This is a genomic window from Collinsella bouchesdurhonensis (assembly GCF_900155365.1).
Taxonomy (GTDB): Bacteria; Actinomycetota; Coriobacteriia; order Coriobacteriales; family Coriobacteriaceae; genus Collinsella; species Collinsella bouchesdurhonensis.
Window position 1 is genome coordinate 598,207 of sequence record NZ_LT699739.1, and the last position, 24,664, is coordinate 622,870.

General features: G+C 58.3%; 20 protein-coding genes. 1 reads left to right on the forward strand and 19 read right to left on the reverse strand.

Features of this window, described 5'->3' with window-relative positions; translation table 11 throughout:
* Nucleotides 1-348: 348 nt before the first annotated feature.
* The 10 genes from BQ9843_RS04665 to secG form a co-directional block, all read right to left on the reverse strand.
* Nucleotides 349-1,368, reverse strand: a complete 1,020-nt coding sequence (locus BQ9843_RS04665) for an ABC transporter ATP-binding protein (protein ID WP_075844063.1) — start codon at nucleotides 1,366-1,368, stop codon at nucleotides 349-351.
* Between the two features lie 3 nt (nucleotides 1,369-1,371).
* A complete protein-coding gene (locus BQ9843_RS04670; RefSeq protein WP_040219411.1) occupies nucleotides 1,372-2,493 on the reverse strand; it encodes an ABC transporter ATP-binding protein in 1,122 nt (373 codons plus the stop codon).
* Between the two features lie 4 nt (nucleotides 2,494-2,497).
* Entirely contained in the window at nucleotides 2,498-3,460 is a 963-nt protein-coding gene (locus BQ9843_RS04675) for an ABC transporter permease (protein WP_052445177.1), read from the reverse strand.
* Nucleotides 3,461-3,473: 13 nt separating this feature from the next.
* Nucleotides 3,474-4,490 carry an ABC transporter permease gene (locus BQ9843_RS04680; RefSeq protein WP_040219408.1) on the reverse strand — a complete coding sequence of 339 codons (1,017 nt, stop codon included), beginning with the start codon at nucleotides 4,488-4,490 and terminating at the stop codon, nucleotides 3,474-3,476.
* A 148-nt stretch (nucleotides 4,491-4,638) separates the two neighbouring features.
* Nucleotides 4,639-6,342, reverse strand: coding sequence for a peptide ABC transporter substrate-binding protein (locus tag BQ9843_RS04685; RefSeq protein ID WP_075844064.1), 1,704 nt, complete (start codon nucleotides 6,340-6,342; stop codon nucleotides 4,639-4,641).
* Between the two features lie 330 nt (nucleotides 6,343-6,672).
* Nucleotides 6,673-7,908, reverse strand: coding sequence for a M24 family metallopeptidase (locus BQ9843_RS04690; protein ID WP_022387124.1), 1,236 nt, complete (start codon nucleotides 7,906-7,908; stop codon nucleotides 6,673-6,675).
* 96 nt (nucleotides 7,909-8,004) lie between these two features.
* Complete coding sequence (locus BQ9843_RS04695; protein ID WP_075844065.1) at nucleotides 8,005-9,666, reverse strand: peptide ABC transporter substrate-binding protein; 1,662 nt, start codon at nucleotides 9,664-9,666, stop codon at nucleotides 8,005-8,007.
* A gap of 177 nt (nucleotides 9,667-9,843) precedes the next feature.
* A complete protein-coding gene (locus BQ9843_RS04700) occupies nucleotides 9,844-10,926 on the reverse strand; it encodes an aldo/keto reductase (RefSeq protein WP_075844066.1) in 1,083 nt (360 codons plus the stop codon).
* Between the two features lie 13 nt (nucleotides 10,927-10,939).
* Nucleotides 10,940-11,278, reverse strand: coding sequence for a TIGR04076 family protein (locus BQ9843_RS04705; protein ID WP_022387121.1), 339 nt, complete (start codon nucleotides 11,276-11,278; stop codon nucleotides 10,940-10,942).
* Nucleotides 11,279-11,527: 249 nt separating this feature from the next.
* Complete coding sequence (gene secG, locus BQ9843_RS04710; RefSeq protein ID WP_022387120.1) at nucleotides 11,528-11,782, reverse strand: preprotein translocase subunit SecG; 255 nt, start codon at nucleotides 11,780-11,782, stop codon at nucleotides 11,528-11,530.
* A gap of 260 nt (nucleotides 11,783-12,042) precedes the next feature.
* Between secG and BQ9843_RS04715 the strand changes: the two genes are divergently transcribed.
* Nucleotides 12,043-13,254: a pyridoxal phosphate-dependent aminotransferase gene (locus BQ9843_RS04715; RefSeq protein ID WP_040219394.1), complete on the forward strand. Its 1,212-nt coding sequence runs from the start codon at nucleotides 12,043-12,045 to the stop codon at nucleotides 13,252-13,254.
* A 228-nt stretch (nucleotides 13,255-13,482) separates the two neighbouring features.
* Here BQ9843_RS04715 and gpmI read toward each other — a convergent pair whose 3' ends face one another.
* The 9 genes from gpmI to BQ9843_RS04760 form a co-directional block, all read right to left on the reverse strand.
* Nucleotides 13,483-15,039, reverse strand: a complete 1,557-nt coding sequence (gene gpmI, locus BQ9843_RS04720) for a 2,3-bisphosphoglycerate-independent phosphoglycerate mutase (RefSeq protein ID WP_075844135.1) — start codon at nucleotides 15,037-15,039, stop codon at nucleotides 13,483-13,485.
* 5 nt (nucleotides 15,040-15,044) lie between these two features.
* Nucleotides 15,045-15,815, reverse strand: a complete 771-nt coding sequence (gene tpiA, locus BQ9843_RS04725) for a triose-phosphate isomerase (protein WP_022387117.1) — start codon at nucleotides 15,813-15,815, stop codon at nucleotides 15,045-15,047.
* Nucleotides 15,805-17,001 carry a phosphoglycerate kinase gene (locus tag BQ9843_RS04730; RefSeq protein ID WP_040219393.1) on the reverse strand — a complete coding sequence of 399 codons (1,197 nt, stop codon included), beginning with the start codon at nucleotides 16,999-17,001 and terminating at the stop codon, nucleotides 15,805-15,807. The genes tpiA and BQ9843_RS04730 overlap by 11 nt, the downstream gene beginning before the upstream one ends.
* Before the next feature lie 125 nt (nucleotides 17,002-17,126).
* Nucleotides 17,127-18,152, reverse strand: a complete 1,026-nt coding sequence (gene gap / locus BQ9843_RS04735) for a type I glyceraldehyde-3-phosphate dehydrogenase (RefSeq protein WP_075844067.1) — start codon at nucleotides 18,150-18,152, stop codon at nucleotides 17,127-17,129.
* 178 nt (nucleotides 18,153-18,330) lie between these two features.
* A complete protein-coding gene (gene whiA, locus BQ9843_RS04740; RefSeq protein ID WP_075844068.1) occupies nucleotides 18,331-19,269 on the reverse strand; it encodes a DNA-binding protein WhiA in 939 nt (312 codons plus the stop codon).
* Nucleotides 19,270-19,338: 69 nt separating this feature from the next.
* Nucleotides 19,339-20,259: an RNase adapter RapZ gene (rapZ, locus tag BQ9843_RS04745; RefSeq protein ID WP_075844069.1), complete on the reverse strand. Its 921-nt coding sequence runs from the start codon at nucleotides 20,257-20,259 to the stop codon at nucleotides 19,339-19,341.
* Between the two features lie 81 nt (nucleotides 20,260-20,340).
* Nucleotides 20,341-22,344, reverse strand: coding sequence for an excinuclease ABC subunit UvrC (uvrC, locus tag BQ9843_RS04750; protein WP_082218692.1), 2,004 nt, complete (start codon nucleotides 22,342-22,344; stop codon nucleotides 20,341-20,343).
* Between the two features lie 3 nt (nucleotides 22,345-22,347).
* Nucleotides 22,348-23,610: a carboxylate--amine ligase gene (locus tag BQ9843_RS04755; protein ID WP_075844070.1), complete on the reverse strand. Its 1,263-nt coding sequence runs from the start codon at nucleotides 23,608-23,610 to the stop codon at nucleotides 22,348-22,350.
* Nucleotides 23,611-23,650: 40 nt separating this feature from the next.
* Nucleotides 23,651-24,652 (reverse strand): lipid II:glycine glycyltransferase FemX, encoded by a 1,002-nt coding sequence (locus BQ9843_RS04760; RefSeq protein ID WP_022387110.1) that lies wholly within the window; start codon nucleotides 24,650-24,652, stop codon nucleotides 23,651-23,653.
* Nucleotides 24,653-24,664 lie beyond the last annotated feature (12 nt).

Below are 24,664 nucleotides of genomic sequence, written 5' to 3' on the forward strand. Positions count from 1 at the left end.
GGAGCGCACCCCCCCCCCAGCACAAAGGCGCGGGATAAACATCGCTTTACCACATTCACTGTTTTCATATGTCCCTCTTCCTACGACGATTCCAGCAAGATCCAACTGCCAGGCAAACAAGCTTGCGCGCCTACAGCGCGGTGGCCGTTGACTCTGGAACACTACGGTCACATATGCGACACGGTCTGTTACACCCACAGCATACGGCTCAAAGCAAGTAACCCCTGGCTCAATTCTGTAAACGAGCGTTCTTGTTCTATGGCTATACATAAGATGGCAATCTTTAATCTCAGCATGCTCAAATAAAAAGGCCCGCATGGAAACGTCCATGCGGGCCAAAAGGGGCGCTTACAGGTCGATGTGCGATTCCTTGATGGGGAACGGCTGACCAAAGTGGCAAGCGCAGAAATGACCGGGCTCCAACTCCTTGAACTCAGGCTGCTCGCGAGAGCAAATCTCCTGAGCAATCGGGCAGCGCGTATGGAAACGACAACCCGAAGGCGGATCCAGCGGTGAAGGAGGATCGCCGGCAAGAATGATGCGCTTGCGCGTCTTCTGGATATCCGGATCCGGAACAGGCACTGCAGAGAGCAGCGACTGCGTGTACGGATGGGACGGCTGCGCGTAGAGGCGCTTCCAGTCGGAAAGCTCGACAAGCTTACCCAGGTACATAACGCCCACGCGATCGGAGATGTGCTGCACAACGGAAAGGTCGTGAGCGATGAACAGGTAAGCGGTACCAAACTTATTCTGCAGGTCCTTGAGAAGGTTCAGCACCTGCGCCTGAATGGAGACATCGAGTGCAGAAACAGGCTCGTCGCAGATGATGAGCTTCGGACGCAGGATGAATGCGCGCGCGATGCCAACACGCTGGCGCTGGCCACCGGAGAACTCATGCGGATAGCGGTTGATATGCTCGGGGTTGAGGCCAACCACGTCAAGCAACTCGCGAACGCGCTCAAGACGCTCTTCCTTGGTGCCAATACCATGGATGGTCATGGGCTCGGAGACAATCTCGCCAATGGTCATACGCGGATTCAAACTCGCATACGGATCTTGGAAGATGAACTGCATATCACGACGCATATCCTTGAGCTCTTTTTTGCTCATGGACGCAATGTCGCGACCCTGGAAGAACACCTTGCCAGCCGTAGGCTTGTTGAGGCGCATGATGGTGCGGCCCGTCGTGGACTTGCCGCAGCCGGACTCGCCTACCAGACCAAAGGTCTCGCCAGGCATGATCTCGAACGAAACATCATTGACAGCCGAAACAACGCGCTTGGAAAAGCGGCTGGAAAACACGCCGGAATTGGCGGGGAATTCCTTGGAGAGGTGCTCGACCTTGAGCAAGGGTGTGGTATCTGCCATGGTCTACTCCTCGCCTCCCGTCATCGTATCGTCCATGCCCGTAGCGATAGCATCATTGCCGGTGCGCGACGTGGCAGGAGCATTCTTCTTCGCAAACTCCGAATCGGAGGCATAATGACACGCCGCATAGTGGCCCTTGGAGAGCTCCACGCGCTCAGGGCGCTTGGTGTGGCACAGCTCGGTAGCATAGGGGCAACGGGGCGCAAAGGCGCAACCGGTGGGAAGGTTGACGAGTGAAGGCGGGTTGCCGTGAATGGGCGTAAGCGGCTTCTTCTCGTCGATAACCTGCTCGGGGATGGAGCGGATAAGACCCCAGGTATAGGGATGGCGGCTCTCATAGAAAATCTGATCGGCAGTACCAAACTCCACGGGGCGACCGGCATACATAACCATGATCTTATCGGCGATATCGGCGACGACACCCAGGTCATGGGTAATCATGACGATGGCATTGCCGTTCTTCTCCTGCATCTCCTGCATGAGCTCGATAATCTGCGCCTGAATGGTCACGTCGAGAGCCGTGGTGGGCTCGTCGGCAATCAGGATATCGGGGTCGCAGGCAAGTGCCATAGCGATCATAACGCGCTGGCGCATACCGCCCGAGAACTGATGCGGATACTCGTTCACACGCTTTTCAGGCTCGGGGATGCCCACCAGGTCAAGCAGCTCGGTAGCACGCTTAAGCGCCTGTTCCTTGCTGTAGCCACGGTGCAGACGAAGGCCCTCACCCACCTGCTTACCGATCTTGTAGACCGGGTTGAGCGACGTCATGGGGTCCTGGAAGATCATAGCGATGTCGTTGCCGCGAACGTGCTGCATTTCCTCTTCACTCATATCGAGCAGAGACTTGCCGCGATACTTCACGGAGCCGCCGTGAATCTTTCCGGGAGGCATCGGGATGAGGCCCATGATGGTCATGGCCGTCACGGACTTACCCGAACCGGACTCGCCTACCACGCCGAGGGTCTCGCCGCGGTCGAGCGTATAGGAAACGCCGTCAACCGCATGGACGATACCGTCCTCGGTATGGAAGTACATCTTAAGGTTATCGACTTCCAGAAGATGCTGCCCCTCAGGAATGGGCTGCGTCTTAAGGTCGACGTAGTTTTTCGTATCCTTCTTCATGACTTTATGCATCCTTCATCTTGACGTCGAGCGCATCGCGCAGACCGTCGCCCAACAGGGTGAAGGCGAGCACGGTCGAAAGAATGGCGAGACCAGGCATGATCATCATCCAGGGAGCGGTCTGCAGGTAGGCCTGACCGTCCTGAATCATCGAACCCCAGGAAGGCGTGGGCGGAACGACGCCCATACCCAAGAAGGACAGCGAAGACTCGGTAAGGATGGCGCCACCGATGTTCATCGTGGCGTACACGACGATGGAAGCAACGGAGTTCGGGAAGATGTGACGCGCAATGATGCGAACGTCAGATGCGCCCATGGAGCGAGCCGCGTCCACGTAGTCGTTCTCTTTGACCGTAAGAATCGCGGAGCGGAAGACGCGGGCAATGGAAGGCCAGCCCAAAATGCCGATGGCCACGAACACGTTCGTCAGCGAACGGCCGAGAACGGCGATGAGCGAGACCACGAACAGAACATACGGGAAGGCCAAGAAGATATCGGCCAGTCGCATGATGATCGTATCCCAGATGCCTCCGTAGAAGCCGGCCAGAGCGCCCATAATCAAACCGAGGATCGTGGAGATGGCGGTTGCCATAACGCCAACGGAAAGCGAGATGCGCGCGCCATAGATAACGCGTACGAGAATGTCGCGACCGAGGGCGTCGGTGCCGAAGGGATGCTCGCCCGAAGGCGGAAGCGTCGAGTTCTGCGCCATCGTGGTGGAGTCGGCAGCCGTCGGCGAGCCGAGCCACTGCTTGGCCCACAGGTCGGCCGAAAGAGCCACGATGATGACAAAGATAATCCAAATCACCGAGATAACGGCGAGCTTGTTCTTACGCAGACGCTTGAAAGCGTCACCCCAAAGGGTGCGTGAGGCGGCGGGGGAAGAGGAATCGGACTTCTGGTGAATCTCCTCCAGCAGCGCCTCGTTTTCCTCCTCAATCGTCTGAGGGGTCTTGTTATCGTTCATGAAGTACCTCCCCTTAGGCGTTCTTATTGGACGAATCGAAGCGAATGCGCGGGTCAAGGAAGGCGTAGCTTACGTCGACCAGCAGGTTGATGACCATAACCACGAGCACGACAAGAGTGACGCCACCCATAACGATGGGCCAGTCACGGCTGCTGATGGCACGGAACATCTCGTAACCGATACCGGGCCAGTTGAAAACCGTCTCGGTGAGGATGGCGCCGGAGAGCATGGCACCGAAGTCGACACCAATATATGTAACAACCGGGATAAGGGCGTTTTTGAGTGCATGCCTCCAGATGATGGCACGATTGGAAAGGCCCTTTGCCTTAGCGGTGCGGATGTAGTCCTGGTTCATAACGTCCAGGAGCTGCGAACGCATGATGCGCGCGCAGTATGCGGTGGAAACGGAAGCGAGCGTCACCGCAGGAAGGATGTAGTGCACCCAATCCTGATACTGAGATGCCGTACCGCCCGCACCGGAAATGGGCAGAACATGCAGCTGCACGCCAAAGAACAGCTGGAGCAGCATGCCCAGCCAGAAGGCGGGCACAGCGACGAGCACCGAAGTCACCAACGTGACCAAGATATCCCAGAAGGAATATCTCTTAACCGCCGAGATGATGCCGGCACCAATACCCATGATCGCCTCGAGGACGATAGCGCAAAGGGCAAGCTTCGCTGTATACGGATACTTGGCAGCAAAGATGTCCGTCACCGGCAGCTTACGCTGATACGAGCTGCCAAGGTCGCCCTGAAGCAGGCCGGTCATGTAGAACACGTAACGGTTCCACAAGGTCTCGGGAACGGGGTCGCCGTTCTCGTCCAGAATTGCGTTGCCCTCATCGTCAACCTGAACAAGGTGATACTTGACGCGAAGCTGCAGCTCAACCTCGGGGGTGAGCGCCTTCTCGCCACCAATCAGCTTGATCGGGTCTCCCGGAACGATGTTCTGAAGCGCAAACAGAATAAGCGTTACGCCCAGAAAAACCGGGATGAATTGGAGCACACGCTTGAGGATGTACTTTCCCATACAAAAAACTCCCCTACCGTGGATACACCTAAACGGGATGTCAACCGATGAAGATTGACACCCCGTCAAACAAACACTCAGTATATCGTTTTGCCGCTATCTGCGCCATAGGTGTAATAGCAGCAGATTGAGGCTTATGTGTGCTCTTTTACGCGTTGAGCTCCGTGCGGTTCAGATACGCATGTTTCTGCGGGTCCAGATAGAAGGACTTGACGCGATCGGAACCGGCGGTCACGTGCGAGTAGAACATCAGCGGGATAACCGGGCAATCGGCAGCGATGATCTTATCGACTGCATGCATCTTGTCCAGACGCTCCTGGTCGTCAACCGTGGCGCGAGCCTCGGTGATACCTTTGTCGACCTCGGCGTTGCTGTAGCCGGAGCGGTTGTCGCCACCGAGAGAATCGGAGTGGAACAGTGGATACAGGAAGTTGTCCATGATGGGATAGTCAGCGATCCAGCCCAGACGGCCAAACTGGTAGTCGAGCTGCTGATACTGGTCAAGCAGAGCACTCCACTCGGGGGTATCGGAGACAACCTCGAGACCGACCTTCTCCAGGTCGCCGATGACAGACTCCATGATCTCCTTGTGGCCGCCGTCCTGGTTGTAGGAAAGCGTGAGCTTCAGGCCGCGGGAACCGTCGGAGCCTGCGGGATAGCCAGCCTTGTCCAGGCACTCCTTGGCGGCGTCAACGTCGTACTTGGAGTACTCCCATGCGCCCTCCTGGTAGCCGTCGATACCCGGCGGGATGATGCCGTCGGCAGGGGTACGGGTACCCTTGAAGAGAGTCTTGCAGATAGCCTCGCGGTTAATGGCCATGGACACGCCGCGACGCACGTCAGCGTTGTCGAAAGGCGCAGCGGTATTGTTGACGACCAGATAGTAGACGGAAGGCTCGCCGCCGAGCAGCGTGTGCTGGCCGTCGGACATGGTATAGCCGTCCTTAGACTCGCCGCGGTCCTTGATGGCAGAGTCAATCTGCGGCACGGGCACGTCGCAGATGTCGAGGTTGCCGGCCTGGAACTCTTTCCAAGCGGTCTCGACGTCCTTCTGAACGGTAAAGTGAACGCCGTCTACCTTGGCCTTGTTCTTGCCATAGTAGTCGTCAAACTTCTTGAGGTTGATCTCCTGACCATCCTCCCACTTGCCGTCCATCTGGAACGGGCCGTTGCCGATGGGAGCCAGGTAGAAGTTCTTGGCGTCATCCTCGGCAGCAGCGGGCACGGGAGCCAGGGCCGGGTGCGAAGCAACGAAGGGGAAGTCGGCATAAGGGGCAGACAGCTTGACCACAAACGTGAGGTCGTCCGGGCAGGAAAGACCGGCAAACTCGTCGGTATCGCCGGCTGCGAGCTCGTCATAGCCCTCGACGAGCGACAGGTGGTAGGAGACCTCAGACGGGCCGTACTCCATCGCAACCGCGCTCTTGGGATACACGACACGAGTCCATGCGCGCTTGAAGGCCTCGGCATCCACGGCGTCACCGTTGTGGAACTTAGCGCCCTTGCGCAGATGGAAGGTGAACTCGGTAGCGTCATCGCTGGCATCCCAGGACTCGGCAGCAAGACCGACAATCTCGTTCTTGTCATAGTCAAAGTTAGTCAGCGCATCGAACAGCTGGAAGGAAACCTGCGTGCCCTGGTCCTCCTGGACGTTATAGGGATCGATGCAGACGGGGTTGTTGATGTAGTAGTTGACGATGGCGCCAGAGGTTGCGCCGGAAGCGGAGCCAGCGGTGCTGGAGCCGCCTTTCTTGCCGCAGGCAGCCAGGAATGCGAGAGAGCTCGCAGCGAGGGAGCCGCCCACGAAAGCGCGACGACCCATAACGGGCTCATGGAATTTGAAATCAGCCATGCCATCCTCCTTAAATGCAGAACATGGGCGATGCATTGCGCGAGAGCTGCATACATCGCATTCGAGCTACACGCCCATTGGCTGTGTGGGCGTATACACGATTGGATGTACTTTACTCTATTTTGGAAAAGTGCCGTTTGTAGTTTTTGATTAAAACAGCAGGTATTTCTTTAGTCAGCACGAGTTATTGCACCTTTGTCGCCAAAAGAACCGCAGGTTAAAGCTGCAAAAAAACGCGGCCGCGCCACACATGCAGGCACAGCCGCGTTTTACATTCGTTTCCGAAAGTCATTTTTTCGTTAACGAAAGCGAAACATTGAATGGCGGGTTCTAGCCGATGAACGTAATCTTGTCGCGGCCTTCATGCAGATAGTGAACGCCCTCACTGTCGAGCATGATGGTCTCCTCGGTATAGATAAAGCACTTGTCGCGACCCTGAGCCGGCGCTTTGACGTTGAGCTCCAGCGCCCAGCAGGTGTTCTCGTCCACGCGCACATCTCCCGCCACGGGAATTGGACCTTGATTCGACCACAGACCGATAGTGGGCCCGGGGCCATGGCCGTACATATTGCAGGGATGCGAGTACAGCATGGCGTCGATGCCCTCCTCGCGCGCGGCGGCAAGCGACGCTTCGAAAACCTCGTTACCCGTACGGCCGGGCACCATGTTCTCGCAAACGATATCCTGGAAGCGATTATTCACGGCAAGCGCATCCACAAGCTCGGAGGGAATCTCGGTCTCGCCGGGGCGCGCCACATAGGCCAAGCGCTGGCTGTCGGTCATCATGTTCATGTAGCGGATGCCAAAATCGCAGTGCAGAAGGTCTCCCGGCTCGATCACGCCGGTGATGCGTGATTCATCAACGCCCGCGCGTTCGATATCCATCGTGGGCTCGAACCAATACTCCAGGCCCAAGTCAACGGCACGCTGACGCATGAAGAACTCGAGGTCCTGCGTAGTGGTGATACCGGGCTTCACGACCTCGGACGTATACATCTCCTCGAGAATCGAGTACGAGACGTCTGCCACCTCGGGCATGAGCTCCATCTCGGTAGGAGTGCGCAGCTCCATCACCTTAATGGGAAAAACGTCATCGGCATACATCCGGCTCGTCCATGTTTCATCGAGGCCCTCGAGCAGCAGCGCTTCGCAGCCGGCAGAAAGGCCGTCAGCCACAGCAAAGTTCTTCGAGCGGTCGACGGCGATCGTGCGGGGCTGATATTCCTCAAAAAGGCGCTGGAGGGCAGCCATCTGGGGTTCTTCACGCCAATCAATCCAATAGCGCTCATAGAAACGCTCAAGATCCTCGTCGGGCATCGCCACATGAAAACGGCGCACGCCCTCGTCCGTCTTTACAAAAGCGAGGATCGTCAAGCGGCGCGCCGTGGGATACATGGGCGGAAACAACGCGCGGAACGTAGGGTCCTCGTTGTACTCGCGAGATACATGAAGCCAGATATCGGCGCCACTTTGCTCCATAGCCTGCGGAACGATTCGCTCCAGGCGCTCCTTGAGGCAGCGCTCCTGAATCTCATAGCGCTCGCGCACGCTTCTGACCTTGATCATGTGCTTGTCCCTTCTTGTCATAAAAAGGGATGCGCGCCGGTGCGTACACGGCAGCGCATCCCCTCTTCAAGCTATATAGATACGTCAAGCTCGGAATTAAGCGAGCTCAGCGGTGCCAAGTTCAGCGTGCTTGGACGGATCGATGTACAGGTGCTTCACGCGATCGGAACCGGCGATCTGGTGCGTGTAGAACATCAGCGGGATGATGGGCATAGCATCGCCAACCTTGCGGTTGATAGCCTGCAGGGCCTTGATGCGCTCGGCGTCATCGACGGTGGCGCGAGCAGCCACGAGAGCCTCGTCGACCTCGGGATCGGCATAGCCGGTCTTGTTGTCGGCGCTCTTGGAGTTGAACATCGGGTACAGGAAGTTATCCAGGATGGGATAGTCGGCGCTCCAGCCCATGCGGCCAAACTCATAGCTCTTGGAATCCAGGGAGCTGATGAAGGCAGCCCACTCGGGGGTGTCGGACTCGACATCGATGCCAACGGCGTTCAGGTCACCGATCACGGACTCCATGATCTCCTTGTGGCCGCCGTCCTGGTTGTAGGAAAGCTTGAGCTTCAGACCGCGCGAGCCGTCGGAACCCGCAGGATAGAGCTTGTCGAGAATCTCGACAGCAGCGTCCTTGTCGTAGCGGCAGTCGGCCCAAGCGTTCTTCTCGTAACCGGCGATTGCGGGAGGCACGATGCCGTCGGCAGGGGTGCGGGTACCCTTGAAGAGGGTTTTGCAAATGGCCTCACGGTTGATGGCCAGGGAGAGTGCACGACGGAAGTCGGGGTTGTTGTACGGCTCGATTGTGTTGTTGACGATGAGGTAGTACGTGGAGAGCTCCTCGCCCAGCAGCATGTGCTGGCCATCGGACATGGTGTAGCCGTCCTCGGACTTGCCGCGATCGGCCACGGCGGAGTCGACCTGGGCCACCGGGACGTCGCAGACGTCGAGGTTGCCGCCCTGGAACTCCTTGTATGCCGTCTCCATATCCTTCTGGATAGCAAAGTGGACAGCGGAGATCTTGGCCTTCTCACCATAGTAGTCGTCAAAGCGGGTGAGGTTAATCTCCTGGCCGTCCTCCCACTTGCCATCCATCTTGAACGGGCCGTTACCGATCGGCGCCAGGAAGAAGCTCTTGAAGTCGTCCTTGGCGGCCTCGGGAACAGGAGCCAGCGCGGGATGCGAGCACACATAGGGGAAGTCTGCAAAAGCAGAGGTGAGCTCGACCACGAGGGTGTCATCATCCGGGCAGGTCACGCCGGAGAGCTCGGTTGCAGAGCCATCGAGCATCTCATCGTAGCCCTTGACGAAGGACAGGTGGTAGGAGATGACCGAGGGGGAACCGGGGTTGGTCTCGGGATTGCAGATGCGCTCCCAGCCGTACTTGAAGCTCTTGGAGGTAACGGTCTCGCCGTTATGGAACTTGGTGCCGCTCTTGAGGTGGAAGGTGAACTGGGTGGCGTCGTCGTTAGCCTCCCAGGAATCGGCGACCAAGCCCTTGAGCTCCTTGGCCTCGAAGTCATAGGTGGTCAGCGAGTCGAACAGCTGGAACTCGACCTGCGCGCCCTCGGACTCCTGCGTGTTGTAGGGGTCGATGCAGACAGGGTTGTTGATGTAGAAATTGATGGTGGCGCCACCAGCAGCACCGGAACCGGCATCAGAACCGCCCTTCTTGCCACAAGCGGCAAGAGCAGCGAGAGCGCCGGTTGCAAGCGTACCGCCGACAAATGCGCGGCGGCCCATCATCATGTGATTGGTAGTCATAAGACTGCAATCCTTTCGAACTAGGCCCCGAAGAGCCGAAAACCAAATCGCCCCAAAGGGGGCACACACGCATCGCGGGCGCGGTTTGCCATCCTGTGCTCGCAATGAGTCAGAGTATATGCCTTCCGCCCAACAAACGGCGTCTCATATTCGGCAGAAGGCTCTTTTGTAAACGATTTATTTCTCCCCCTGCTCCTCTTCGTTCACATTCATGTGAATGATGCCGCGATAGCGCGGGCTCGTACGCTCAAGGGTGTAGCAATCGCCTTCAAGACGCGGGTATTCATTCAAAAACGCCGTGATAGCGGCCTCGTCCTCGGCAGTAAGCTCAAACTCAAAAATCATACAGTTGTCGTCTACATGACGGCTGTTGCGCACGCCGATAATGGCGCAGGCAACGGAAGGCTGACCAAGGATATATTTCGTGGCGATATGACTCGGCTGCACGCCGTAGTGGCCGGCGATCTCGGCAAGCAGCGCGAGCAGCTTCTGGTACCCCTTCCAACCCACGGAATCCTCCAGCACCTGCAAGTATTTAACCTGCGAACGCGTCTCGGGAACCGCACGCTTGATGCCGCGCCACTTTGATCCCAAAAGGCCACCTGCAAGCGTGCCGTAGCACACATGCGAAATACCGGCGCTTTCACAATAGGCAGACAAGCCGTTTTCGGGCCTACGGTCGAACATCGAATACTGGCTTTGGCACGAAACGACATTCACGCCTGCATCAACAATCTCTTTGAGGTGCGAAGCATCGAAGTTGGTGACACCGATGTTGCGAATCTTACCGCGCCGCTGGAGTTCGGCCAGGTCAAGCGCGGTCTCTACATAGCCGGGCACGTCATAGTCCCACCAATGGAACTGCACAAGGTCGAGGGTGTCACGATGCAGGCGGCGCAAGCTTCGATCGATGATCGCTTCGGTGTGCGCAAAGTCGACATCGGCCAGAATATCAAGATCGGGCACGTACTTGGTATGAATCTGGATCTCATCGGCAGAAACAGCTCCTTGCCCTGCCTTGAGCTTCTCGACGAAAGTGCCCAAAAACTCCTCTACACCGGTATAGATATCGCCGCAATCGAAGGTGGTGAAGCCACGCTCCGTAAGCTCGAAAAAAGCCCGCGTCACATCGTCGAAATCGATGGGGCTCGTCAGGGAGTGGCCCTCCGAGAGCTGCCAGCAACCGTTGATCACGCGGCTTACGGTATAGCCAGGCGCCAACTCGACGCGTTCGGGTCCTTCAAATGAAACGAGGTCCATAATCCACCCACTCCTAACGTTTTGAATCCAGGGGTACCACGGTACAGTCACCATGGCGAAGTGTGCGCTTGCCCACGCGCGAAATCTTGAACTGCGCGCCGCAATTGGGGTCGGGACAGGCTATCAGGGCGTCGGTTCCCATCCAATCAGCTTCCTGCAGCGGACGTTGCTTTGCCGGCAGCAGGGGCAAAAGCGCCGCGAGGGCATACATGGAAAACGACGCACCTTGCGGAAAAACGAGGTTCTCCCCTTCTACCAAGAAGCTGTCGCCCACATGATGCGAACAGACGAAGGGTTTTTCACCGGCCACGACCTCAACCTTAAGGTCGTACAGCTCAAACTCGTCGGCCACGTCGACTCCTATCAGACGCATCTTTGACACTGCTTTGCGGCAGCACGCTACATGGCAGCAACTTTAGCACGATGCAGTCTTCTGCACGACCCCGCAGCGAGACAAAATGAGTCTCGACTTGCCTTCAGACCCCGGGTCGGGCATGCATTTAGCATCGCGGCCCCTGGTCCCGGCAGAACCGTGAAATAAAAAAAGCGGCCACCCGGATAAATCCGAGCGGCCGCTTGTGCACTAGTAATAAATGATGGCCTACATGCCGTAGATGCCCTGAGGGAAGAAGAACATGGCAAGCACGACGCAGATTGCAAAGACCACAGCGACGATAACCGTGAGCTTGTCAAGGTTTTGCTCCATGACGCCGGTTGCAGCGCTGGAATTATACAGCGAGCTGGCAATCATATCGGAAACGCCAGTGCCCTTGCCGGAATGCATAAGGACGAGCGCGATAAGGGCAACAGTGGAGATAGCCCAAACGATGAAGAGGATAATCTGGAACGGACCCACGAGGTTCTCCTTTAGAGATGCTAAAACTACAGTCTGCTATGGTACCACAAATCATCCTTTTCCCCTCAAAACATTAGAGACAGGCTCATCTGTGCCACATTTTCACCGCGCCTTCGCACAACCCGAAAACGTCTTGTCTTGGACAACGGCTTCCCAACGCTTACCGATTCGTCTGAGAACTCCTTTGCGCCAAGCAGCACACACTCAGATACAATGAAACATTGGCTTGATGATTAAGCATCGCAACGTAAGGATTTCCCATGCAGCATCCGATAAAGAAAAAGATGGCACCCGTGTTCCGCGCCGCCGAGGGAGGCCTGTTCTCATGCGTCGAAAAAGCCGACGTTGGAGCCTCTTATCAAGAGCTCGAACGCCAGGGCGTCGCTCTCATGGGCTGGGCCGACCCGTTCATGCCCGACCATTCCATGCCCGATTTTGTGGAAGATGCTTACGCGAAGGCGGCTCGCCGCGAGTCTGCCGCGCACTACACCGCCCCCATCGGCTCCCCCGAGCTCAAGGCAGAGATCGCCAAGAAGCTCCGCCGTCAAAACGGGCTCGATGTCGATCCCGAGCGCAACATCCTCATCACTCCCGGCTCCGACTCGGGCCTGTTCTTTGCCATCCTGCCGTTCATCCAGCCAGGAGACGAGGTCATCATCCCCTCCCCTAGCTACCCCAATAACTTCCTCGACGTCCGCATTGCCGGCGGCGTGCCTGTGGCCGTCGAGCTCAAGGCCGAAAACGGCTATCAGCTCGACCCAGAAGCACTCCAGGCAGCGATTACGCCCAAAACCAAGATGGTGCTCCTCACGCACCCCAATAACCCCACCACCACGGTCTTCAACCGCGCCTCGCTCGAGGCTCTCTCCAAAATCATTATCGACAACGACCTCGTGCTCGTGTGCGACCAGGCGTTTGAGGATTTCACATACGAAAACGAGATGATCACCCCCGCCGCACTTCCCGGTATGTTCGAGCGCACGGTAACGGTCTTTTCTTTCTCGAAGGGCATGGGCTTCTCGGGTTTGCGCGTGGGATATATCGTGTGCTGCGACAGCATCATGGACCCGCTGTTCGCCACCGCTGTCGCCGTGGTGGGAGCAACCTCCACTGCGGCCCAGCAGGCAGCGACGGTCGCGCTTCAAAACCCCAGCTTCATGAAGCAGTTCGAAACCGCCTACGACAAGCGCCGCCATCGCGCCGCCGAGATCTTAAACAGCGTGCCCGGCGTACATGTCATGCTTCCCGAATCTGGCTTCCTGTGCTGGGTTGACGTCTCAGAGCTTGGCGATTCGACTGAGATTGCAGCCTATCTCACTGCTGAGGCGCGCGTGTCGGTCAATGACGGCAAGAACTACGGTCAGGGCGGTGCCGGTCACCTGCGCATCGTCCTTGGCGTCTACCGCGACGACGAGCGTGTCTTTGCAGCCCTTGAGTCCATCCGCGACGCCCTGCTTCGCTACAAGAAGTAGCCCACAAGCACGCCGGGTACCCAAAAGCCTGCACGCACCCAGACGAAAACCCGCGCGCAAACGTTCACTTTTTCTTATTTTTAGCGAAAAGAAGACGTTTGTGCGTGGGTTTTCTCTTTTGCGAAATGCGCACGCAGGCACGTGCTCGCGATTCACAACGTAAAAGGACCGCCGCTGGAAATCCAACGACGGTCCTTGTTACACCATGTACCAGGCGCGTTCTATAAGCTACTCCTCGCAGGCGAGCACGCGGCCCGTCATCTCCTTGGAGGGCTCAAGACCGGCCATGGTGAGCATCGTGGGGGCGATGTCGGAAAGACGGCCATCCTCGATGCCGGTAAGCTTAGCCTTCTCATCAACGATGATAAACGGCACGCGATTCGTGGTGTGTGCCGTGAAGGGATGCTTGGTGCCATCGGCAGCGACGTCAAACATATGGTCGGCGTTGCCGTGGTCGGCGGTAATCAGAGCAAAACCGCCCTTGGCGAGAATTGCCGGAATCACCTTGGAAAGAGCGTCGTCAACAGCCTCGACAGCCTTGACGGCGGCTTCAAAGACACCGGTGTGGCCCACCATGTCGCAATTGGCGAAGTTCACGATGTAGAAATCAGCGCGATCCTCGTTAATGGCAGCGACGAGCTTCTCGGTGACCTCGGGGGCGCTCATCTCAGGCTTGAGGTCGTAGGTAGCGACCTTGGGGCTCGGCACGAGCACACGCTCCTCGCCGGGCTTGGGCTCCTCGATGCCGCCGTTCAAGAAGAACGTCACGTGAGCGTACTTCTCGGTCTCGGCGGTATGAAGCTGCTTCAGGCCGTTCTCGGCGATGACGTCGGCCAAAACCTCCTGCGGGAAGATCTTGGGGAATGCGACCTCGACGTTAAAGGTGGGGTCGTACTCGGTGAGGGTCACGAAGTGGGAAAGCTTCGGGGCAACCTCACGCGTGAAGCCGTCGAAGTCGGCCTCCGTGAACGCGCGGGTCATCTGACGAGCGCGATCGGGACGGAAGTTGAAGAAGATGACGGCGTCGCCATCGGCTACGCCCTCGTTCTTGCAGGCAAACGGCTTGACGAACTCATCACCGCGGTCGTCGGCGGCGTAAGAGGCCTCGATGCCAGCATGGGCGCTGGCCTCACCGTCGAACGGCTTGGTGATGACGTCGTAGGCGAGCTGGATGCGCTCCCAGCGGTTATCGCGGTCCATGGCGTAATAACGGCCCGAAACGGTGGCGACGCGGGCATCGCAGCCGTTGTTCTCGGAGACGTCGGCCAGGAAAGCGGAGAACTCATCGATGTAGCCCAGACCGCTCTTGGGGTCGACATCGCGACCGTCCATGAAGGCATGAACGCGAACGCACTTGACACCGCGCTTGGCGGCCATCTTAACGAGAGCCTCGGCATGGGCCATAGAGGAGTGAACGCCGCCCGGAGAAACAAGACCCATGAGGTGCAGGGTCTTGCCGGAAGCCTTTACATCGTCCATTGCTGCGACGAGGACCTCGTTGTGCTCGAGCGAGCCATCCTTGCAAGCGTTGTTGATACGAGAGAGCTCCTGGAACACGATGCGGCCGGCACCGATGTTGAGGTGGCCCACCTCGGAGTTACCCATCTGGCCGTCGGGAAGACCCACGTCCTCACCGGATGCACCGAGCGTGGTGTGGGGGTACTTCTCGTACAGGGAATCGATGAACGGATGCTTGGCGCATGCAACGGCGTTCTCGTCGTTAGCAGGAGCCAGGCCGCAGCCGTCCATGATAACCAGCAGTGCAGGAAGATGACGATTTGCCATGTTCACTACTCGCCTGCCTTAACGACCATCTGGGAGAAGTCCTCGGCCTTAAGCGAAGCGCCGCCCACGAGGGCACCGTCGACGTCGGGCTTTGCCACAAGCTCGGCAATGTTGCCGGGCTTAGCGGAGCCGCCATACAGCACGCGAATGCCATCGGCGAGCTCGGCACCGAACATCTCGACGAGAGTCTCACGGATAGCGCCGCAGACCTCCTGAGCATCGTCAGCGGTGGCAGTCTTGCCGGTACCGATGGCCCAGATGGGCTCATAAGCGACGACGAGCTGAGCAGGGTCGGTGATATCGAGACCATCGAGACCGGCCTTGACCTGGTTCACAACGTGCTCGACATAGGTGCCGGCCTCGCGAACCTCAAGGGACTCGCCGCAGCAGAAGACAGGAACGATACCAGCAGCAACGAGGGCCTTGGCCTTCTTGTTCTCGTCCTCGTCGGTCTCGTGGAAATAGTCGCGACGCTCGGAGTGACCGATGATGCAGTAGGTGCAGCCAGCGGACTTGAGCATGTCACAGGAGGACTCGCCGGTGTAGGCGCCCTTCTCCTCCCAGTACACGTTCTGAGCGCCCAGGGCGATCGGAGCGGCCTGGATACGGTCGTGCACGGTGGTGATGTCGATGGTCGGCGGGCAGACGAGGACCTCGACGCCAGCGGGAACCTCGGGCAGAGCCTGGGCCAGCTCGTCAGCGAGCTTGGCGGCAGCGGCAACGTCGTTATTCATCTTCCAGTTGCCGGCGATAAGGGTGGTGCGGTTACTCGGCATCGTTCAGCGCCTCCACTCCAGGAAGGGGCTTACCCTCGACGAGCTGCATGGAAGCGCCGCCGCCGGTGGAAATAAAGGTCATCTTGTCGGCCAGGCCAAACTTGTTGACAGCAGCCACGGAGTCGCCGCCACCGATAACGGAGTCGCAGTCCTGGTTCGCAGCGATGGCCTCGGCAATAGCCTTGGTGCCGTGAGCGAACTTGTCCATCTCGAACACGCCGCAGGGGCCGTTCCAGAAGACCGTCTTGGCCTTAGCGATAGCGTCTGCAAAGAGCTTCTCGGTCTCGGGGCCGATGTCAAGGCCCTCCCAGCCGTCAGCAATCTCGCCGGTCTTGGCAACCTGGGTGTTTGCGTCCTCGGAGAAGGCGTCAGCGGTCACGTTGTCAACGGGAAGCAGGAACTCGACGCCGTTCTTCTTGGCCTTGTCGAGCATCTCGAGAGCGCGGTCGCACCAGTCGTCCTCGCACAGGGAGTTGCCGATGTGGCCACCCTGAGCCTTGGAGAAGGTGTAAGCCATGCCGCCGCCGACGATGACGGTGTCAGCGGAGTCGAGCAGACGATCGATCACGCCGATCTTGTCGGAAACCTTGGAGCCGCCGAGGATGGCGACGAAGGGGCGCTTGGGCTCGGAGAACAGGCCACCAAGCGTGGAGACCTCCTTCTCCAGCAGGAAACCAGCGACTGCCGGGATGTAGGCAGCCGGGCCCACGACGGAACCCTGGGCGCGGTGAGCAGTGCCAAAGGCGTCAAGAACAAAGATGTCGCCATAAGAAGCGAGAGTCTTGGCGATCTCGGGATCGTTCTTCTTCTCGCGCTTGTCAAAGCGAACGTTCTCGAGCACGAGGATCTTGCCCGGCTCGAGAGCGGCCACGGCGTCGGCAGCCTTCTGGCCATAGGTGTCGTCGACAAAAGCGACATCGAAACCGGAAAGCTCGGCGAGCTTGGCGGCAACCGGAGCGAGCGAAAGCTCAGGCTGAGGGCCGTCGCCCTTGGGACGACCAAGGTGGCTCATGAGGATAACGCGAGCATTGTGCTCAACGAGGTATTTAATGGTGGGGAGAGCAGCGACGATACGAGTGGTGTCGCCAACAACGCCGTCCTTCAGGGGCACGTTGAAGTCAACGCGGCACAAAACGCGCTTGCCGTCGACCTCGACGTCGCGAACAGTCTTCTTGGTGAAAGCCATATGCCTTCTACCTTTCTCTTAAAAGCGTGCCGGTCGGCACGATGCAAAAAGGCGCGGCCTCGAGGCATGACGCCACAGGGCCGCGCCTCACCTGACGCTACTTACGCAAAGTATCGAAGCTCAACTTAAGCAACGAACTTCTCGAAGTACTTGATGGTGCGGACCATCTGAGAGGTGTAGGAGTTCTCGTTGTCGTACCAAGAGGTGACCTGGACGAGGGACTGGCCGTTGCCAAGGTCCTGAACCATGGTCTGGGTGGCGTCGAAGATGGAGCCGTGGGTCTCGCCGACGATGTCGCGGGAAACAATCTCGTCCTCGTTGTAGCCGAAGGTCTCGGGGATGGTCTCAGCGTAAGCCTTCATAGCAGCGTTGACCTCCTCGACGGTGACGGTCTTGTCGACGACAGCGTAGAGGTTGGTGAGGGAGCCCGTCGGGGTCGGGACGCGCTGGGCGGCACCGATCAGCTTGCCGTTGAGCTCGGGGAGAACCAGGCCGATAGCCTTAGCAGCACCGGTGGAGTTCGGGACGATGTTCTCGCCGCAGGCGCGGGAACGACGCTTGTTGCCCTTGCGCTGCGGACCGTCGAGAGGCATCTGGTCGCCGGTGTAGGCGTGGATGGTGGTCATGATGCCGGAGACGATGGGAGCGAAGTCGTTCAGACCCTTAGCCATCGGAGCGAGGCAGTTGGTGGTGCAGGAAGCAGCGGAGATGATGTTGTCATCAGCGGTGAGCTGCTCATGGTTGACGTTGTAAACGATGGTGGGAAGGTCCTTGCCGGCCGGAGCGGAGATGACGACCTTCTTGGCGCCAGCGTTGATGTGGGCCTGAGCCTTCTCCTTGCTGGTGTAGAAGCCGGTGCACTCGAGCACGACGTCAACGTCGAGGTCGCCCCAAGGAAGGTTGTTGGCGTCGGCCTCCTTGTAGATCTTGATGGTCTTGCCATCGACGGTGATGGAATCCTCACCGGCGACGACCTCGTGATCGCGGCTGTAGTTGCCCTGCGTAGAATCGTACTTCAGCAGGTAAGCGAGCATATCGGGAGAGGTGAGGTCGTTGATAGCAACGATCTCGGAGCCCTCATGACCGAACATCTGACGGAATGCCAGACGACCGATGCGACCGAAGCCGTTGATAGCAACCTTTACTGCCATGCGTGTCTCCTTTCGTTAGGCCCCGCAGGCTCTTTTGCCTGCCGCTCGGGCCCACAAACTAACCACTCACTGAATATACCTTTTTTCAATCGCGGTAGTAGCGTGATTGGCGAGATTCCGCTTTTTTCATTACTTTGAAGCGTTTCAACATCGCGAAATCCATACAGGGCACGCCAATCTACTGTGTTTTGCCTGATGAATCGCCAACGAGCTTCTCCAAACGAAGCACACGATGATACAGCGCCGATTTTGAAAGCGGCGGCCGAGCGGCCTGTCCGAGGTCGCGAAGAGACAGATCGGGATGAGCCTCGCGCAAGTCGCAGAAATCGGCAAGCGCACGCGGCAAATTGTCTCGCAGCCCCAGTCGCTTCAACTGTTCGATGAGCTCAAGCTGGCGCTGCGCCGCGCCGGCACTCCTGCCCTGGTTGGCCAGCTCGGCATTTACCAGTCGATTCACGTCGTTTTTAACCGACTTCATAGCGCGCACGTCCTCGATATCCTCGACGCAGCGACGCGCACCCACGATATGCAGAAGATTGCGCACGTCCTCGGCGCTCTTAACGTACACGGCATAGCTCGACCGACGACGGTTCACGCGCGCACGGATGCCCACCTGGCAAATCAAATCGGCCAGGGCATAGGCGAACTGCTCGCCCGTCACGGCGATCTCAAGATGAAAGTCGCCGCGGGGATCGGCTACGAAACCGCCCGCAATCAACGCTCCCCGAATATAAGCGAGGCGGCAACAATCGCGCGCAACCGCATGGTGCGGAATGCCCGCCACCAGATTTCCCTGGCGATCGAGAATCCCCAACAGAACAAGGGCCTTTTCAAGATCAGGCTGATCGGGCAAAACGATGAGATAGTTGCGCACACGATGCAATACGGATTTGCGCACCGTGAACTCGGTCTTGAGCTTCAAGATCTTATGGGTAAGGCCGATCATGGTGCGAGCGACGGCACCGGTTTCGGTTGCAACCTGCAGACGATAGCCTCCTGAGCCGGCAACGAGCGTTCCACAAACGCGCGCGAGCGCGGCAAGCGTCGCCAAATCGCAGTATTCACAGGAAGGCTCGCAGCGCGCGAGCTCATCTCTCACCTCGGCGGTAAACGACATGGCGCCTCCTCTGGAAAAGAGAGGGGACACAAGGGCTATCCATTTGACAGAGCATCGTGATACTTACACCTAACTTGCTGTGTTCGCACGCGGAAGATCGCGGTGGGAAATGCTCACGTGATATTGCTGACGCTCAAGATAGCGCGCCGTCGCCTCGGCAATCGCCACGGAACGGTGCTGCCCGCCCGTGCAGCCAACGGCGATGGAAAGCTGAGGCTTTCCTTCTGCGACGTAGCCCGGCATCACAGCATCCAGCAGGCGAAACCATGCATCCAAAAATTCCTTGGTCTTAGGATGCTCGAGCACGAAGGAAGACACCTTGGAATCCAAGCCCGTCATCGTGCGCATCTCGGGATCGTAATAGGGGTTGGGCAGGAAGCGAACATCGATCATAAGATCGGCCTCAACCGGCAGGCCGTGCTTGAACCCAAAAGAAAAGACATGCACGTCCATAAGCTGCTGGTCGGGAATCTCCGAGAAGGCCATGCGCAGCTTGTTACGCAGGCTGGAGGTACGCATGCGGCTTGTATCGATCACCATGTTGGCACGGTCTTTGATGCTCTCGAGCTGCACGCGCTCGCGCTGAATGGCGTCGACGGTCGATTCGCCGGGCATGACGAGAGGATGGCGACGACGATTCTCGCTGTAACGACGAATCAGTACCTCATCAGAAGCGTCGAGGAATACGATCTTGCAGCTCATCTCATGGTCCTCGAGCGTGCGGATCGTATCCAGCAGCTCGTCGAACAAGCCCTGGCTTCGCAGGTCGCAGGTGACCGCCAGATGACGCCCGATGCCCGCGTTGATGCCCACGAGCTCCGCCAATTGCAAGATAAGGCGCGGGGGCAAATTGTCGATGCAGAAATAGCCCATATCCTCAAAGACATGCATCGCCTGCGTGCGGCCAGACCCTGCCATGCCGGTGATAATCACAATGTCCGGTATGCGATCGGCAAGTTCCTGCGCGGTAATATCATCTCTCGCGGGCATAAGAGCGCCTCCCTGTTGATTCCAACTATCGACCAGTATAGCAAGGTGCCACAAAAGCAACGGCGCTTACGTGCGGCGGGCTTATGCCTCTCGCTCTTGCTCGTCTCTCCCCCACGCGCGCAGCGTGTCATAGACCGCCTGTGCGACGTCAGCGGGAATGCCTCGCACCTGGGCGATCTCGTCGACGCTCGCGGCACGCAGCCGCTTCATGGAACCAAAGTGACGCATGATGGCCTTTTTGCGCGTAGGTCCCACGCCTTCCACCTCGTCAAGAATCGAAACCGTCATCGCCTTGTCGCGCAGCTCGCGATGGAAGGTGATGGCAAAGCGATGGGATTCATCGCGCACCTGCTTAATGAGATAGAGCGAGGCAGAACCCGTGGGAAGCACCACCGGCGTATCGTCCCAAGGCACGAAGACCTCCTCGTCGGCCTTAGCAAGGCCGCAAACGGGAATGTCGAGACCCAGCGCTTCGAGCTGATTCATAGCAGCCGTGAGCTGCGGCTTTCCGCCGTCGACCACAAGCAAGTCGGGCCGCGACCCAAAGCGTTCGTCCGCCATACGCTCGGGCGCGTAGCGACGCCCCAGTACCTCGGACATCGACACGAAGTCGTTTGCCTCTTCAAGCTCCGCCCGGATCTTGAAGCGTCGATATTGGCTCTTGTCGGCGTGTCCGTTAGTGAACACCACCATTGATGCCACCGTAAACTTGCCATGAATGGTCGAGATATCGAAGCATTCGATACGAAGCGGCGGCGCATCGAGCGCAAGCGCGCTTTCCAGTTGCAGCAATGCTTGGTTCGTGCGGTCATCGGAATATCCGGTGCGCATCATATAGCGCATGAGGGCATGGCGGGCATTGCGCACGCACATCTCCATCAGCCGATGCTTCTCGCCGCGCTGAGGACGATGGAGGACGCATTTGCGGCCGCGCTTTTGACTCAACCACTCGCTAATAACCGGGGCGTCTTCCACATCGCAGGCAACATCGACCTCTGCGGGAATATCCGAGGTCTCGTCGTAATAGCGCTTGACGAATCCCGAGACGAGCTCCTCCTCGTCCACGTCAAGGCCCTTATCCAAAATGAATTCGCACGTACGAACCGTACGGCCCTCGCGCACCACAAAAACGCAAGCGCCCGCGATAGTCTCTTCACGGTAGAAACCGATTAGGTCGATGTCCACGCTTGTGGGGAACACCACCTGCTGACGATCATCAAGGCCATTGATAACCTCAAGGCGGCGTTTGATACGCCCAGCGCGCTCGAAGTCGAGCTCGGCAGCGGCTTGCGCCATGTCGCCTTTGAGCTCATCGATCAGCTCACGGCGCTTGCCGGAAAGAAAACGCTCTACGCGGCGAACATTCTTGGCATACTCCTCGCGTCCAATCATGCCTGCGCAGACACCCGGGCCGCGGCCCACATGGTAATCAAAGCAAGGACGGCCCTTCTCGGCGCAAACAAGCTCAATAACATCGCTGTCGGCGGGATGCTTCTCGAGCAGACGGCGCACATGTTTCCATCCCGCGCAGGAAGCATTGCAGATGGGCACAACCTTGCGCAGGGTATCGATCATTTCGCGTGCGGCACGCGCATCTGTATAGGGGCCAAAGTAGCGCGTGCCCGCCCGATGGCGTTCACGCGTGTACTTGATAGCGGGAAAGGCATCACCATGCGTGACGGCGATATAGGGGTAGCTCTTGTCGTCCTTGAAGTCGACATTAAAATACGGGTGATACTGCTCGATAAGATTGCGCTCCAAAACGAGCGCCTCGTGCTCGCTTTGGACCACCACGTAATCAAATGACGCCACAAGCTGCATCATAAGGGGAATCTTTTGGCGGTCATCGCTCAGCGTCACGTACTGCTTCATGCGCGCGCGAAGGTTTTTGGCCTTGCCCACATAGATGACTTCGCCAGCAGCATCTTTCCATAGATAGCAACCTGGATCGGTCGGGACATGCGCCACCTGCTCGGCAAGCGAGGGCGCGCCGTTGGCAGACGCGCTCACATGCTCGTGCGCAGCTCGCACATCAAGCGAGGAGGAGATGCGCGGACGCGCCGCGCCGGCATCCGGCTCAGACATAGGCTACGCGTTCTTGCCGGAGCCCATAAAACGGTCGAACTTCTGCACCTGGTGCATAAACGTCACGCGCGCATAGAGCTTATGGGCAAAGGTGTCGCGGGGATTATCGTACGGATAGCCGGTGTGGCCGCTGCGATACATGTCCAAGACCTCGTCACGCAGCTCCGGGTTGGAAACATGACGCTCGATGACCTTTTTGGGCACACAGGTGTACAGGGTATCGCCATAGGCTTCCTGATAAGGAATCTCACGATGCAGAATGTACTCGTCTACAAGCAGACGGGCGATGTTCGCGCCGCCCTGGGCCACGTAGTACGTGTTGCGACCGGGACGCGTATTGATTTCGAAGAACTTGTAGGAGCCGTCGCGCGCATCGTATTTAATATCGAAGTTGCCAAAACCGCGATAGCCAACGTGCTTGCAAAAGCGCTTGGCGTCCTCGATGATGCGATCGACGCGCTCGGGCAAGATGCACATCGGGTTGCCGATGCGCGCCGGGGAGTGGTCCTGAAGCACCACACGACCGCCGGACACGACGCGCACATCGCCCGAGGCATCGGAAAACGTCGTAAGGGAGCGCAAGGCGTCGTCGTCGCCGGGGATGAAATCTTGGACAACGAGCTCGCGGTCGTAGCCCGCCTCGCGAAGCAGGTCAAAGATGCGCAGCAGGTCATCGGGCGTCTGGACCTCATAGACCTTCTCCTTGCCCGGGAAATCCATCAGGTCATAACGGGCGGAGTTGGAAGGCTTCGCGATAAGCGGATAGGTGAAGGACTCGGCATCGATCACAACATCCGGGTCCGCGCAATCGAACGTCCAGGTTTTGGGGTAGTCGATACCCAGCTCCTCGCAGATCGCATAGAAGCGTTCCTTCTGCGTGATGTCGTCGAGCAACTCAAAATCGTTATACGGAACAGCAAACCACTGGGAAAGCTCTTCCTTGTTTTGGGAGAGAATGCGCGCATGCCAATCGGCGCTGCCAAAGATGATGGCGACCTTGCCAGCCGCCGCGAGTTCGGCACCGAGCTTGCGCAGGAAATCCATGATCGCATCGTCTCCCTGTCCCATGGCGGGAACAACGCGATAATCAACCAGGTTGCTCGAGGAGGTGACTTTGACGTCAACAGCCGAGATGACCATCGTCTTCACGCCATACGCCTCATGGAAGCAGCGGGCAAAGCCATAGGACATAATCTCTCCGCCAAGGGCGACGGGGACCAGGCGAGCCGAAAGATCGGATTCGGTGAGCTGGGAAGTATCAATCATGAGTGCACCAATCAAAAGAGCGGGATGGAACAAGAAAGGATTAGCGAAGGCGTGAACGCAGCGCCTTAAGGCGGACAAGCGTGCCATAGAAGCCGCCGCGCACGGGAAGATCGCGGTCGGGCGCGATCATGCGCACGCCATCCTTGGCAAACTTCGTCTTGAACGTATTGAGATTGAGGGTCTCGGGCGCAAACTCGCTGCCGATGCCCATCTGATCGTACTCAGTGCACCCCATGCGGGAGAGCTCACAGCACTCAAAATAGATAAGGCGATCGGTTGCGAGGAAACGCGCGTCGCACGAGCGCGATGCGCCATAGTAGCGCGTTGCACGCGTGCCGGAGATAGTGGCGATGGTCCAGGTAATGACCTGGTCTCCGTCGCGACCGGCGAACAGGCGGCAGTGCTCAGGGCCCAAGATGCGCAGCATGCTGCGGTAATCCTCGATCGGGGCGGGCGAGAACCCGTCGCGCTTGCCGGTCTCGACCATAACTTCATAGTACTCATCAAAGGATTTCTGCGCGCGATCGGTCTCATCGCTAAAGGTAAGCGTGCACTCGCGCAACGCCTTGCGCACATCACGACGGCCGCGCGGCTTCATGCGCGCAAGAATCTCGTCATCGCCTCCCGTGAGGTCGATGATCACCGTGGTGTCGTAAGGGAGAGTGGAAAGGCAGCGTCGCGTGGCGGGAAGATCGTGCTTCACCGCAAGACGGCAAAACACCTGGCGACGGTCCTCGGCGTGAACAAATGCGCGCAGGGCTTCAAGCGCAGCTGCCTCCGTCTCGGCCGTGGGCTCCTCGACCCAAATGGGACCATGGTGCGCACGCAGGTAGCGATACCCATGGGTCTCGTACTGAGCAAAACAAATTGCAGCAATGGTTATGCCTTCGTCCTCGATGACGGCATAACCCCATGGACTGCGGCCAGGAATCGTCGACTCGAATTCCAACCAAACGGGAAGCTGCTCAACGGGAATCGCCACGCCAAGCGCGGCGAGTTTCTCTTCATATGCTTCGCGGGACAGCTTCTTAACCTGCATCATCACAGCTCCGTT

Bases quoted from the DNA above. Each gene is read 5' to 3' on its own strand.
- BQ9843_RS04665 (WP_075844063.1), bottom strand. From the start codon at position 1,368: ATGGCAGATACCACACCCTTGCTCAAGGTCGAGCACCTCTCCAAGGAA.
- BQ9843_RS04670 (WP_040219411.1), bottom strand. From the start codon at position 2,493: ATGAAGAAGGATACGAAAAACTACGTCGACCTTAAGACGCAGCCCATT.
- BQ9843_RS04675 (WP_052445177.1), bottom strand. From the start codon at position 3,460: ATGAACGATAACAAGACCCCTCAGACGATTGAGGAGGAAAACGAGGCG.
- BQ9843_RS04680 (WP_040219408.1), bottom strand. From the start codon at position 4,490: ATGGGAAAGTACATCCTCAAGCGTGTGCTCCAATTCATCCCGGTTTTT.
- BQ9843_RS04685 (WP_075844064.1), bottom strand. From the start codon at position 6,342: ATGGCTGATTTCAAATTCCATGAGCCCGTTATGGGTCGTCGCGCTTTC.
- BQ9843_RS04690 (WP_022387124.1), bottom strand. From the start codon at position 7,908: ATGATCAAGGTCAGAAGCGTGCGCGAGCGCTATGAGATTCAGGAGCGC.
- BQ9843_RS04695 (WP_075844065.1), bottom strand. From the start codon at position 9,666: ATGACTACCAATCACATGATGATGGGCCGCCGCGCATTTGTCGGCGGT.
- BQ9843_RS04700 (WP_075844066.1), bottom strand. From the start codon at position 10,926: ATGGACCTCGTTTCATTTGAAGGACCCGAACGCGTCGAGTTGGCGCCT.
- BQ9843_RS04715 (WP_040219394.1), top strand. From the start codon at position 12,043: ATGCAGCATCCGATAAAGAAAAAGATGGCACCCGTGTTCCGCGCCGCC.
- gpmI (WP_075844135.1), bottom strand. From the start codon at position 15,039: ATGGCAAATCGTCATCTTCCTGCACTGCTGGTTATCATGGACGGCTGC.
- tpiA (WP_022387117.1), bottom strand. From the start codon at position 15,815: ATGCCGAGTAACCGCACCACCCTTATCGCCGGCAACTGGAAGATGAAT.
- BQ9843_RS04730 (WP_040219393.1), bottom strand. From the start codon at position 17,001: ATGGCTTTCACCAAGAAGACTGTTCGCGACGTCGAGGTCGACGGCAAG.
- gap (WP_075844067.1), bottom strand. From the start codon at position 18,152: ATGGCAGTAAAGGTTGCTATCAACGGCTTCGGTCGCATCGGTCGTCTG.
- whiA (WP_075844068.1), bottom strand. From the start codon at position 19,269: ATGTCGTTTACCGCCGAGGTGAGAGATGAGCTCGCGCGCTGCGAGCCT.
- rapZ (WP_075844069.1), bottom strand. From the start codon at position 20,259: ATGCCCGCGAGAGATGATATTACCGCGCAGGAACTTGCCGATCGCATA.
- uvrC (WP_082218692.1), bottom strand. From the start codon at position 22,344: ATGTCTGAGCCGGATGCCGGCGCGGCGCGTCCGCGCATCTCCTCCTCG.
- BQ9843_RS04755 (WP_075844070.1), bottom strand. From the start codon at position 23,610: ATGATTGATACTTCCCAGCTCACCGAATCCGATCTTTCGGCTCGCCTG.
- BQ9843_RS04760 (WP_022387110.1), bottom strand. From the start codon at position 24,652: ATGATGCAGGTTAAGAAGCTGTCCCGCGAAGCATATGAAGAGAAACTC.